This window comes from Steroidobacter cummioxidans (assembly GCF_003104955.1).
This window is the reverse complement of record NZ_LSRW01000013.1, coordinates 96,330-109,692: the sequence shown is the minus strand read 5'-3', so window position 1 is coordinate 109,692 and position 13,363 is coordinate 96,330. Positions and strand designations below refer to the sequence as shown.

Genomic DNA, 13,363 nt, shown 5'->3' with positions numbered 1-13,363 from the left:
CAGTTACGAAATCCAGCCCTGGCTCTGCAGCCATTGACGGCAACGCTCGATCCAGCGGTCACCGGTGGTGGCGTTGTTCAGGCCGTAGCCATGCCCGCCTGCCGGATAGATCATGAGCTGCGCGGGAATCATCTGCGCCTGTAAAGCTTCGAAGAACAGAATGCTGTTCGCGACTGGCACCGTTTGATCGTCCGCGGCGTGGATCAGGAAAGTGGGCGGCGTCTCGCGTGTGATGGCCAACTCCGCCGAGAAGCGTCTCATATCAGCCTCTGACGGCGTGGCGCCCAGCAATTGTTGGCGCGAGCCCTGGTGCACGGTCGATTCAGTGAATGTGATAACCGGATAGATCAACATCAGAAAGTCAGGACGCACATCGGCACTGCGCCATTGAGACAGCACGGGAGTGCTGAACATCGTGCCCGTCGTCGCCGCGAGATGCCCGCCCGCAGAGAAACCAATGACTCCGATGCGCTTCGGATCGATCTGCCACTTCTCCGCATCACGCCGCACCGATGCAACGGCCTGCTGTGCATCCTGCAGCGGCCCGACGCGCTTGTCCTTCATGTGCCGGTCGCTGGGCGTTCGATATTTTACGACGAACGCCGTAACGCCCATGTCGTTGAAGGCGCGCGCCACGTCATAACCTTCTTTGAGAACCGACGTGCCCCGATAGCCGCCACCCGGCAGGATGACGACGGCCGCTCGCTTCGGATCCTGCTTCGCCGGGCGATACGCCGTGATCGTTGGACGGGAGGTGTTCAGGAGGAACGGCCACGGATCCTTGGGATCCCGCACCGACTCTTCGTCAGGCGCTGCTATCGCGCCAGGAATATCACCCGAGTACAAAGGCTGAGCGGGCGGCTCGGCCGCTTCGGTGCATGCCATCACCGCCAGCCATCCGCACAAACCCAGCGCCCCACGGCGCACGTTCTTGTTGGAAATCATGACTTCGTGGAATCCTCCAGCGCCTCATAGCGCATGTCGCGAAACACCGCCGCCCCCTGACCGGCCACATAGAGCGCCGGCCGCAGGCTGAGGAAATCATACGCCACGTTGTGGTGGTAGCCGGAAACTTCCATCTGCACATCGAACTTCTGCCACTGCTTGCCATCGAGACTGTGGCGAATCGTCACGATGTGACGATCGTTCTCGATCTGCAGATGCAGGCGCCGTTCCACGCCAGGCGGCATCCTGCCACGACGCTCGAGGCCGTAGCGATGCATGGTCAGACCGCGACTGTCGAAGCCCAGGCCGCAGTACAGCCGCTTGTTATAGAACAGCAACAGGCCAGCCTGCGCCTCGCCTTCGAGCTCGATGTCCACAGTGACTTTATATCCCGGATCCGGCGCGATGAAGGATAGCGGCGAACAGTCGTTCGGTTGCGTGCCCTTACCGGCAATGCGCAGCGCCTTGGTCTGGTACTGCACGCGCGACATCTCGTTCGGGCCCGGATTGTAGAAACCCCACAGCACACCGAAGCGATTGGTGGAGAAGTCATCCGACAGCGGCATGCCGTTCGGCACGGGCTTGCCTTTGGCGGGCTTGGCGATGGGCGCCGACAGATCGCCACCTTTCGCTCGAAACCAGCCGTCCTTGGTCCATTCCACCGGATCGAGCAGCGCCTGGCGACCGAGCGTCCAGAAACCATTCTCGTAACCGTGATAAACCATCCACCAGTCGCCCGCCGGCCCTTCGATCAGCGTGGCATGACCTCGCGACCACCATTTCTCTTTCGCCGAGTAAGTGCGCACGATGGGATTCGCGGGATCGTTCTCCCACGGACCATGAATGGATTTGGAACGCGCCACGATTACCATGTGTCCCGTCGGCGGCCCCGCCGTGCCACCGACCGCGGTGATCATGTAGAAGTACTGGCCGTGCCGCATGACCTTCGGGCCTTCGGGCGCGAAGGTTTCGACCACCCAATCTTCCGGATAGTGCCACGGGTCATAGACGTGCTCGACCGCACCGTCGGTTTTCAAGCCGTCATCGCTCAGCCGCACCCGATCGCCGCCGCTTAGAAACAGATAGCGCTTGCCATCCTCGCCTACCACGTGACCAGGGTCGATGTGGTTTGGCAGATTCAGATCGATGGGATCGCTCCACGGCCCGCGGATGTTAGCGGCGTGAATGACGTACGTTGACTTGCGATCCGGCCAGCGCGCGGGAATGTAGATGTAATAACGGCCCTTGTGCTTGATGAGCTCGCAGGCCCACACCGAGCCGATGGGCTGGGTGAGCGCGGCTACGATGGGTTGCCAGTTCACCAGATCCCGCGAATGCCAGATCACGATGCCGGGGTAGGCATCGAACGACGAGAACGTCATGTAGTAGTCGTCGCCGTCCTTGAGAATGGTCGGGTCGGCGTGATCGCCCGGCACGATGGGATTCAGAAACGTGCCATCGGCCAGATCGGCCTGGCGCTGTCCTTCGATACCTCGGCGCCAGGTCTTCGACGGCGCCTTCTGATCGTTCTCACAGGGAGTCGCACCCTGTGCGGCGGCGGGAAGAGCTCCCGCCGTCGCGCCCAGAATCGCCGAGCCCAGCAGCTGGCGTCGACTGATTTCCGTCATTTCACCGCCTTACTCTATGAACATCGGCCCCGCGAACAACGGCACCGTTAACGCTGTCGTCCACGCCGGCGACAACTGATAATTCAACGTGGGCACCCAACCCGCGTCCGCGCCCAGGTCGGGATCGTTGCTGGCATTCCAGACAGCGATGACATCGACCGGATTGCTCACGGGTGGCCCGATCAATAACGTACCCGAAGCGGACAATGCCGTACCGTTGAACCTCGCCAGAACTCGCTCCGGTGTGAAGTCGCCCGGCGCGACGAAGAAGTTCTCTTCGGCGTAGATCGCCGATTCGATACCCACGCCCCAGCTGTATTGATACTTCGGCGTGTTACGCACGTCGTAGTAATTGTTGTAGATGTGCACCTGACCGAAGCGAACCCGCGGCACACGCTGACCAACGAGCTCGAAGTGGTTGTGGTGCAATGTCACCCGGAGCTTGCCGCGGTCGGCAGTGGCGCTGTCGGAAGAGCCAATCAGCATCACCTTGTCGTGGTTGCGGAAGCGGTTCCACGAGACGGTCACGAGATCGGAGGCATTGGTGATATCGAGCGCGCCGTCGTGCTGTTGATACAGCACACCGAAGTAGTTGGGCGCATCGCTGTCCGCGGTCGCCTTGTCCTCGAACGTGTTGTGATCGATCCAGACGTTGTTCGAGTCGCGCAACGAGATCGAATCGTACAACGCATTCCACGCACCGAGCGCTCCGTCGGTCGGCGACCACTGCGGGAAGCAGTCGTAAGTATCTTGGAAAGTGATGTTACGAATGATGATGTTGGTGCGGCTGTTGGCGACGCCCGCCGTACCGCGGATGTCCATCCAGGCGCCAAGAATCGCTGCCTCGTTGCCGAGACCGACGATGGTGGTGTTCGAGCCGACGCGAATTCGCACGCGCAGCTGCTGGGCCGCTGCCGACGCTGCACGCGCCGACTCGAGCGGACCCGACGGATTCGCCCTGCCCCAAACGGCCGGATCGTAAGTGGCAAGGAAGTCTTCGAGTGTGTAGCCGTCGCGGTAATAGTCGGCGCAGCTCAGCGGCTCATTGGCATCATCGACGTTGGCATCGATGGTGCCTTTGACGTAGATGATCTTGGGTTCGTTGGAAGGATTGGCTGGCGAGGTCGAGGATGCCACGCCGTTGTTGAGAGCTGCGATGAGCTCGCTGCGATTGGTGACGACGTACACCTGCTCAGGTACCGCCGCAGCACCGCCGGTTACTCCGGCACCACTGGCAGCCCAGCCATTGCCGGCAGGTAACGTTTCACGACCAAGGTCCTTTCGATCATGCGCATTCGCCGTTGCACAGCCGACAGCTGCCAACAGGCATGCAGCGCGCAGTAGTCCGTTCGCACGCATACGTCCCCCTTCTAGTGAATGTTTGTCCGGCGGCAGGTCGCCGCCGGACTTGTTTCCAAACTATGGCCCTCGTCTTGCGCGCCGTTTAGAACTTGTAACGCGCACCCAACAAGAATTGACGACCCTGATGGTGGTAGTACGACAGGCGATCGCCGGTCGAGCTCACGTACTGGTCCTGGAACTGGTCGGTAAGATTGAGCGCCTCGAGCGTGATGCCGAGGTGGTCGTTCACCGTCCAGGTCGAAGAGGCATCGATGGTCAACGTCTCGGCCGTGCCTTCCACATCGTTGCCGTTACGACCCGGCACCGTGGTCAGGTACTCATCGCGGTAAGCCGCCGACACGCGCGCGCTGAACCTCTTGTTTTCCCAGTACAGCGTCGCGTTGTATGCCGACTTCGACAGGCCCGTCAGGTCATCCTTGGCCGCAGGCAGGCCGGTCGGCGCCAGGTACTGAATCTCCGACTCCACGCCGGTGTAGTTCAGGATCAGGCCGAAGTTGCTCCAGAAGCCCGGCAGGAACGAGAACGGCTGTTGATAGTTGATTTCGAAGCCCTTCAGGTCGCCGCCGGGGGTATTGGCCGGCAACGAGAATTGCCAGTCGGCCAAGCACGTAGCCGCATCCGGAATGGCCGTGCCGCAAGCAGCGAGCGCGACGCTGTCGGGCAAGCCGAGCGTATTGCTCGAGAAGTTGCCGCTGCTGCGAATGATCTGCACGAAGCTGTCGATGTCCTTCTGGAACAGCGCCAGCGACAGCAGCGAGTCCTTGGCGAAGTACCACTCGAAGGACAAGTCATACGCCTTGGCCATATACGGATCCAGCAAAGGATTGCCGGCGTTGACGGTCTTGTTGGCGCCACTGATCTGCACCGACGCGCCCGGCGTCAGGATACCCAGGCCACCGGCCGCGCCACCGCCGCCGTTCGGACGCACCATCACCTTCGCGGCCGACGCGCGAATCACGAAGTCGTCCCTCAAGTCGAACGCGACGTTCAACGACGGCAGCGTGTTGTCGTAGGTCCGCTCGACCGTTGTCAGCAGCGGCGCCCCAGAGGTAAACGTGTAACCCGACGATCTCTGTTTGGTCTCGACATAGCGCACGCCGACATTGGCGCGCAGCGGGCGATCGAACAGGAACGTATTGAAGTCGGCCTGGACGTAACCGCCCAGATCCTCTTCATCGATGCTGAAGTTGTTGCCCAGCGCCGGCTCGATGCCCAGCCGGAAGCGCGAACGGTCATACAACCCGAGCTGTGCCGCGGCGGCGTTGATGTCCGGAATGACCCAGCTGGTCGGCGTGCCCCTGGGCACGTTCAAGTTGCTGCTGATACGCGCCACCGTGGCGTAGGGCGCCACCACCGACGCGGGCAGTCCCGTCAGCACGCCTTCCTGGTTGGCCGTCGTACCGTTCGAGCGAGCCAGAGAGGTGGACTCGAACTCGAACTTTTTGTACTGCGGACCGGCCTTCAACGTCACCACGTCGGTCACGTCCCAAGCCACGTCGAAGGACGCTGTCTTGAAGTTGTTTTCCGAGCTCTGCGGACGCAGACGAATCTGTGACAGTCGCCACGCCGCCGGATCGCCCACGTTGGCGTTGCCGTACGTAATCAACGGCAGTCGGTTGTTGCCGCGGAAATCATAGCTATAACCGTCGACGTCATCGCGATCGAACAGCAGTGTGGTCTGGATCGGATTGTCGTGCTCCGCCTTCGAATAACCGGCCAGGCCCCTCAAGCGCAGGCGGTCATTGAATTCATGCGTGCCTTCGAGCGTCAGGTGAGTAAACTTGGTCTCGAGCTCGTCATGACGCGCTTCGGAGCGAATGTCGACGTCGTCGAACACTCCGTAAACGAGCGTGCCTGAGGAGTCGACCACGCCATCGGTCACCTTGGCGAGCGCAGTGTTGGTGTTATTGCCGCTCAACCCCGTCGCTTCCAGGAAGATCTCATTGCGCTCTGCTTCGAATTTGGCGTGCAGAGCATCCAGGCTGATCGTGGTCCGGTCGGTCGGCGCCCACTGCAACGAGCCGGTGAGGCCGAGGCGGTCCTGATCGTGCTGGTAGATGTCATAGCGAGGAATGCGTGGGCGGAACGCCGCACTGAGCTGCGTTGCGTTCAAGCCGGGTGCACTCGAATCGGCGGCCAAACCCGCGCCGTTCTGCCAACGCACAGTGCTCGAGCCTTCATCCAGCAGCCTGCGCTTGCTGTAAGCGACCGAGAACAACGCGCCGAACCGGCCGTCGGCGAAAGTGTTGCTGATCAGGAATGCGCCGCGCGGGTCGACGTCTTCTTGAATATCGTTGTAGCTGGCCTGCGCGCTGGTGACGAGCGTGAAGCCGTCATAGTCGAACGGCCGACCTGAACGCAGGTCGACGGTGGCGCCCAGCGAGCCTTCTTCCAACTCGGCGGCCGCGGTCTTGCGGATCGTGATCGAGTTGAACAATTCGGAAGCAAATGTATTGAAGTCGAACGAGCGGTCGCGATTGGTGCCGCCGGCAGCGTCGGTGCCGCCGTTCGCGCTCATCGCTTCCATGCCGTTGATGCGCACTCGCGTGAACTGCGGTCCCAGACCGCGCACGCTGATGTTTCGACCTTCACCGGCGTCACGCGTAATGGACACGCCAGGCACGCGCTGAATGGATTCAGCCAGGTTCAGATCCGGGAAATCGGCAATGTCTTCGGCGACGATCGCGTCCAGCGCACCCACCGAGGCGCGTTTCTGATCCAGCGCCAGGCTCAAGCTCTCCCTGAAGCCCGTCACCACGATCTCTTCTAGCGCGCCTTCCTGTGCCGGCGACTGTTGCGATAATGCCGCAGCGCTGGCAGACAGCGCAGCCACTCCCAGCACGGTTTGAACCGCAATGCGGATCGTGCCGTGGCGTCCTACCTTCGACATATGATAACCCCCATTCCAAATCGCCTTTAAACACCGCTGATACGGCCATTGGCTCTTGGCGCCCGGGTATGGCCGTCTGTGCCAACCATGGGTTGGCCATCCCGAAACTGAACACCGGTGTCATCTTGCGACGCAGAATGACACCGGTGACATCTCGGAGGCTAACAGAGCCCCCTGCGGCCGGCAAGCGACCACATTTTGTTTTCTTGCAACACGTCACACTCCGCTGCGGATGCGCCTACAATCCTGTCGCAAAGCATCTCAATTACTCCCAAAGGAATATTTCGCTCGCATGAAACCGGCCATTATTTGCTTCGGTGAGGTGCTGCTGCGCTTGTCGTCACCCGGCAAGGAGCTGCTGTTGCAATCCCCACGCTTCGACGCCCATATCGGCGGCGCCGAAGCCAACGTTGCGGTCTCGTTACAAAAATTCGGGCATCGCACGCGTGTTGTCAGCACGCTGCCGGACTCGACACTGGGCCGCGCCTGCGCCGACGAGCTGCGCCGGCACGGCGTGGAAACTGATTCGATTCATTTCGGCGACGGGCGCATGGGAATGTATTTCCTCACGCACGGCGCCGGCCATCGTCCGGCGGAAGTGCTCTACGATCGGGCGAATTCCGCTTTCGCGATCGCGGCGCCGGCAAATTATGACTGGGCGTCGCTGCTGAAAAATGTGCGCTGGCTCCATGTTTCAGGGATTACTCCCGCTGTCAGCAGCGCCACGGCGGAAGCTGCCTTACAAGCTATGCAGGCGGCGCGCGCAGCTGGCATAAAAATTTCATTTGATTGTAACTTCCGTGCCCGATTGTGGGGCGCACGGGCACCCGAGGCGCCACAGCTGTTGACTCGTCTATGTGAACAGGCAGATGTGATATTCGGTGACGACCGTGACATTGGATTCATGCTCGGCTTCCAGACATCGGCAACGGATGTCCGCCGTGAAGCGGCCGATGTCGCTTTCAAAACGTTCAAACATCTGCGCTACATCGTCTGCACCGAGCGCGCGCGCCACAGCGTCGACCATCAGCAGTTGACGGGCCTGCTGTTCGATTCGAAGAACACCTACAGGAGTCGCTCGTATCCCTTGCACAGCATCGTAGATCGCATCGGCGGCGGCGACGCCTTCGCTGCGGGCGTCCTACATGGATTGCTGACGGACATGACGCCACAGGAGGCCATCGAGTTCGGCGCGGCCGCCGGCTGCCTGAAGCATTCCATTCCGGGCGACTTCAATCTGCTGGGCGTGTCCGACGTGGAGCTGTTGCTCTCCGAGAAAGGCGGCGACGTCAGGCGCTAACGAGTTATTATTGTCCTCCCCTTTTCACCGCACACCCGGCCCGCTCTGCGGGCGTTCTGGTGTGCGGATCGCTCGCGTTTGGCGGAGGATGCATGTACGAGTTCAAGCGGTTCTATATCGATGGCGCCTGGGTTACCCCGCCGGGTCGCCGCGAGTTGGCGGTCATCAATCCAGCCACCGAGCAGGAAGTCGGCAAGATCATGCTCGGCACGGCCGAGGACGTGGATGTCGCAGTGAAAGCGGCGCGTGCTGCTTTCGAAACCTATTCGCAGACGTCGCGTGAAGAGCGCGTCGCGTTGCTCGAGCGCATCATCAAGGTCTATCAGAGCCGCATGAAGGACATCGCTGTGGCGATCTCCGACGAGATGGGTGCGCCGATGAAGTTCGCCTTGCATGCGCAAGCGGGCAGCGGCCTCGGCCATTTCATGTCGACGCTCGCCGCGCTGAAGGAATTCGAGTTCGAAGAGACCTTGGGCACGACGCTGATTCGTCGCGAGCCGGTCGGCGTGTGTGGCTTGATCACCCCGTGGAACTGGCCGCTCAATCAGATCGGCTGCAAAGTCGCGCCCGCGCTCGCGGCCGGTTGCACCATGATTCTCAAGCCCAGCGAAGTCGCGCCGCTCAGCGCGCACATCTTTGCTGAGATCATGCATGAGGCCGGCGTTCCCAAAGGCGTGTTCAATATGATCGATGGCGACGGTCCGACCGTGGGCGAAGCGTTGTCCCGTCATCCGGACATCGACATGATGTCGTTCACCGGCTCGACCCGCGCCGGCGTGCAGGTCGCCAAGGCTGCGGCGGACACGGTGAAGCGCGTGTCGCAGGAGCTCGGCGGCAAATCTGCCAACATCATTCTGGACGACGCCGACCTGAACGCCGCCGTGAAGAACGGTGTGTTGTCGATGATGTCGAACACTGGCCAGTCGTGTAACGCACCCTCGCGCATGCTCGTGCCGAAGAAGCTGTACGAGGAAGCAGTCAACATCGCGAAGACGGTCGCTGCGAAGCCGGTGGTCGGCGATCCGAAGAAGGACGGCGTCACCATGGGCCCGGTCGCCAACAAGACTCAGTTCGAAAAGATTCAGCGCTTGTTACAGACCGGCATCGACGAAGGCGCCACCGCAGTAGTCGGCGGCCCGGGCCGCCCGGACGGCATCGACAAGGGTTATTTCATCAAGCCCACCGTGTTCGCGAACGTGAACAACAGCATGACCATCGCGCGCGAAGAAATCTTCGGCCCGGTGCTGGTGATGATTCCGTACGAGAGCGAAGAGGAAGCGGTACGCATCGCCAACGACACGGTCTACGGCCTGTCCGGCTATGTTTATTCCGGCAACATCGAGCACGCTCGCAAGATCGCGCGCCAGCTGCGGACCGGCATGGTCCATCTGAACGGCGCCTCAGGCGATATGAACGCGCCCTTCGGCGGTTACAAACAATCGGGCAACGGCCGCGAGTGGGGCAAGGAAGGCCTCAAGGAATTCCTCGAGGTGAAGGCCATGATGGGTTACTCGGCGGCCTGACCGGGGCGCCTCACGGCAAGGGCCCGTGATCCGGATTCCCTTCCGGCGCGGGCACGGTGCGGCGATCGTAGAATCGCCGCACTTTGATGCCGGACAGCTCGCTGTCGCCACTCCACTTCATCAGATATTCCAGCTGACCGGCCTTGGTCAGTCGGAACTGCTCCAGCGCCCGCGGCCCATTGCGGACGCGGCGCTCGATCACGAACCACTCGCCATCCCAGCCGACCCACGAATCCGCGAGCTGACCTTCGGGCATGGAAACCTGCGTGTGACTGCCCGCTTGGACGCGTCGTGAGTCGACGGCGGATATCACATCGAAGCGCCCCGTATCGACCTGCTTGATCTCCAGCGTGGGACTGACACCGAGCATGCGGCGCAGGTTTTCCTGCTGCTGTTTCTGCCAGGGGCGAGGACCGCGGCGACGGTTGGCATCGCCAGGCGGCGGCGCGTCCACATCGATCGGCGGCGGCACATTGACCGGCCGCGATTCTTCCTCCCGGCGCCGCATGCGATCGAAGCGCTCCCACTCCTTGGCTTGCTTGGCGGACAGCAGCGCTTCCGGATCGTCGCTCGCAGCGGTATTCAGGATCCAGGACCCGGTAAGGTCGATGGGCTTCTTGGGCGCAGCCGCATAGCCAGCAGCGAACGCGAACGCGGACCACAGACACAGCAGCACTGCGCAGAATGATCGGTTTGGCAAAGGGGGCTCGCGCGTTATGAAAAGCTGATAGCTCGCTGCGAACCAGCTTAAAGATTGCCCTCTCACGGGGCAACCCGCTGCAGCCGAAGGGGCCGGCCCTCAGTCGCCGCGCGTCAGGCCTCGCTTGTCGATCGGCTCGCTGACCTGCAAATACTCGATGATCGCCTGCCGATGCGCAGCATCGGACACCCCAGGGAAAGCCATCGAAGTCCCCGGTACCGCCGCCGCCGGCTGCTGCAGGAACTTGTCGAGCGTCGCCGCATCCCACGTGCCGTTGCGGGCCTTCATGGCGGCTGAGTATTCGTCAAAGCCCTTGGCATCCCCGACGCTGCGGCCGACAACGGCGAACAGGTCAGGCCCGATCCGATGGCTCATGCCATCCTTGATGGTGTGACACCCCTGACATTGAGTCGCGAACAAAGTGGCACCGTTCTGCTGGGTCGCCGGCTCGAGCAACGTGAGCGCCCAATCGTCGCTCCAGATCATGATGCGGCCGTCGGGCATCGACAGGATGTCTCGCACGCGCTTACCCAAGGCAATGGGCTCCTGCACGACGACCCGATCGTCGACCACCACCAGTCGATACAGCGAGCGAGTGGCGAGCGAGCCCACCAGCAGGTTGTCCTGCCACACCGGAAACAACTTGCTGTTCAGGACGGCAATGTCGCTAGCGCCGATGCTTGGCACCCACGCCATCGTCGGCTGGTGATAGCCCGCATGCTGCCCCTGATTTTGAGTGAGTGGCCAGATGGTCGAACCGTATTCGGTGCCGTAGGTCACCCTGGGCCAGCCGTAGTTCGCCTGTTCCTGTAACAAGTTGAGCTCATCGCCGCCCTGCTCGCCGTGCTCGGTCAGCCACACCCGGCCGTCGCGACTGCGCGTGATGCCCTGGGGATTGCGATGCCCCAGCGTGAAGACGCGGTGCTCGCGCGTAGCCAGATCGATCAGGATGGTCTTGCCGAAATCCGCCGCCGGATCCTGCGCAAACACCTGGTTGGACTCGAGGCCGGAGAAGCCCGAATCGCCGACGGTGAGCAACAGCTTGTTGCCTTCCAGCAGCGCCATCGCGCCGCCGATCTCTTCGCCTCGGAACGGATTCTTGCCGCGCTTGCGATCCGGACCTTCGAGCGACACGCAGGGCGTGGTCTCGAACACCGTCGACCACTGCGCCTGAGCGACGCTGCGCTCGAAACTTGCCAGCGGCGCCGTCAGCTCGGAGACCCTGGCGACGAAACATTCATCCTTGGCGTTCCAGTAATGATGAGAGGCAAACAGATGAACCTGGTCGCCCTCGATTGCGGCGACCACATCAGCCACACGGAAGCGCCATGTTTGTACGCGCGGCGCCCCACCCTCACGCCAGTCGACGGACCGTTTGGGTTGTCGCGCCGAGCCGCCGAAGGCCTTGGCAAACTCTTCACGATTCGCCGGTACCTGCGCCGCCAGCTCGGTGACTTTGAAGTCAGCGCCTGCAGCTGGCGCGTCGATCAGATACAAGTGCCCATCGCCGGTACCGAGCAGCACCCGATCGCCGACCATGGTCAGGCCACCGCCGCGAGTGGCCGGCTCCGGTATCCATCCTTCACGAATCGTCGCCCGCACCGGATAAAAAGCCGTCGAGAAATAGGCTTCACGCGTGATGCGCTCGGCTTGCGTGGACACATCGACATGACCGAACGCGTAGACCCCTGCCACGCCGGCCAGAACAGCAACGGCCGCGAGCGGGGCTCGTCGCAATCCCAAGGGACTGATCGCGAATGGCACGACGACGGCAATGATCGCAACCAGCGGAATCAGCATGAACCGGGGCAACGAAATCGACAGCGCCGCCGCCGCAATGAGAAACAAACTCAACACGGCAAACGAGCGGACGAGTGCCTTGCCGGCCGCCCGCCAGCTGGCCAGCCGATCCACGCACAGCGACAGCAGGCACGCAGTTCCAAACGCGCCGAGCGCCACGACGAGCGCCATCTTTTGCGGTCGCGGCAGCGTGCCCCACAACTCCGCGTACTTGACCACCGGCAGCAACAGCAAGATGAGCGCGCCACAGGTGTACCACGCCAGGCGCTGCCATAAAGGCGGATGCGCGTTGCTCAATCGAGTCCCCCATCCTCGCTGTCATCGAAGCAGGTGAAGGAACTAACGCGAGCAGTGGGTCTTGGGATCCGCGCGCCAGGAAATTATCAGCCGAAAGTCGTAATTGAGGCAGACCGCCACGACCAGGCTAGCAAGGGACGGCTAATCCTCCAGCTCGATCCAGGTCGGCGCGTGATCGCTCGGCTTCTCCCAGCCGCGCACATCGCGATCGACTCCTGCAGCCTTGAGCCGGCGCGCAGCTGGCGCATTCAACATCAGGTGATCGATGCGCAGGCCGGCGTCGCGGCCATAGGCATTCCGGAAATAATCCCAAAAGGTATAAATCGTCGCGTCCGGATGCAGATGCCGGATTGCGTCCAGCCAGCCCTGCTCGACGATACGACCGAACGCCTCGCGCGTCTCGACGCGAAACAACGCGTCATCGACCCAGCGCTCGGGTTTATAAACATCGTTACCGGTGGGAATGACGTTGTAATCGCCGGCCAGCACGACGGCATTGCTGCTGCCGACCAGTTCGGCGGCGTGCACTCGCAGGCGTTCGAGCCAGCGCAGCTTGTAATCGAACTTCTCGCCCGGCGCCGGGTTGCCGTTGGGCAAATACAAACATCCGATGGTCACATCGCGAACCACTGCTTCGATGTAGCGGCTGTGCGAATCTTCGGGATCGCCCGGCAACGCACGCCGGATCTCGGTGGGCTCGCAGCCTTTGCTGAGAATGGCCACGCCGTTGTAACTCTTCTGCCCGTGCCAGATCACGCCATAGCCCAGCTCACGGATCGCGGCTTCGGGAAACTTCTCCGAAGGCGTTTTCAACTCCTGCAGGCAGGCCACATCGGGCGCCGTCTCCTGCAACCAGCGCTGCAGACTGGGCAAGCGAGCATGAATGCTGTTGACGTTGTATGTAGCGATCCTCATCGG

Annotated in this window: 9 protein-coding genes; 2 read left to right on the top strand and 7 right to left on the bottom strand. The window is 61.9% G+C overall.

Annotated features, from left to right (window positions below):
- Positions 1 to 3: 3 nt before the first annotated feature.
- The 4 genes from D0550_RS09200 to D0550_RS09185 form a co-directional block, all read right to left on the bottom strand.
- Positions 4 to 945 carry an alpha/beta hydrolase gene (locus D0550_RS09200; RefSeq protein ID WP_206606171.1) on the bottom strand — a complete coding sequence of 314 codons (942 nt, stop codon included), beginning with the start codon at positions 943 to 945 and terminating at the stop codon, positions 4 to 6.
- Entirely contained in the window at positions 942 to 2,573 is a 1,632-nt protein-coding gene (locus D0550_RS09195; RefSeq protein WP_116808822.1) for a family 43 glycosylhydrolase, read from the bottom strand. Before D0550_RS09195 ends, D0550_RS09200 begins: the two co-directional genes overlap by 4 nt.
- A 9-nt stretch (positions 2,574 to 2,582) precedes the next feature.
- Positions 2,583 to 3,932, bottom strand: coding sequence for a pectate lyase family protein (locus D0550_RS09190; protein WP_116808821.1), 1,350 nt, complete (start codon positions 3,930 to 3,932; stop codon positions 2,583 to 2,585).
- Between the two features lie 85 nt (positions 3,933 to 4,017).
- On the bottom strand, positions 4,018 to 6,825 hold the full coding sequence (locus tag D0550_RS09185) for a TonB-dependent receptor (protein ID WP_116808820.1): 2,808 nt from the start codon (positions 6,823 to 6,825) through the stop codon (positions 4,018 to 4,020).
- 292 nt (positions 6,826 to 7,117) lie between these two features.
- On the opposite strand from D0550_RS09185, the gene D0550_RS09180 reads away from it, so the two are divergent.
- Positions 7,118 to 8,125 (top strand): sugar kinase, encoded by a 1,008-nt coding sequence (locus D0550_RS09180; RefSeq protein WP_116808819.1) that lies wholly within the window; start codon positions 7,118 to 7,120, stop codon positions 8,123 to 8,125.
- 92 nt (positions 8,126 to 8,217) lie between these two features.
- Entirely contained in the window at positions 8,218 to 9,648 is a 1,431-nt protein-coding gene (locus D0550_RS09175; RefSeq protein WP_116808818.1) for an aldehyde dehydrogenase family protein, read from the top strand.
- Positions 9,649 to 9,658: 10 nt separating this feature from the next.
- Here D0550_RS09175 and D0550_RS09170 read toward each other — a convergent pair whose 3' ends face one another.
- The 3 genes from D0550_RS09170 to xth all read right to left on the bottom strand — a co-directional run bounded on the left by D0550_RS09170 (position 9,659) and on the right by xth (position 13,360).
- Entirely contained in the window at positions 9,659 to 10,348 is a 690-nt protein-coding gene (locus D0550_RS09170; protein WP_153067100.1) for a hypothetical protein, read from the bottom strand.
- A 99-nt stretch (positions 10,349 to 10,447) separates the two neighbouring features.
- Complete coding sequence (locus D0550_RS09165; RefSeq protein ID WP_116808816.1) at positions 10,448 to 12,445, bottom strand: PQQ-dependent sugar dehydrogenase; 1,998 nt, start codon at positions 12,443 to 12,445, stop codon at positions 10,448 to 10,450.
- Between the two features lie 141 nt (positions 12,446 to 12,586).
- Positions 12,587 to 13,360 carry an exodeoxyribonuclease III gene (xth, locus tag D0550_RS09160; RefSeq protein ID WP_116808815.1) on the bottom strand — a complete coding sequence of 258 codons (774 nt, stop codon included), beginning with the start codon at positions 13,358 to 13,360 and terminating at the stop codon, positions 12,587 to 12,589.
- Positions 13,361 to 13,363 lie beyond the last annotated feature (3 nt).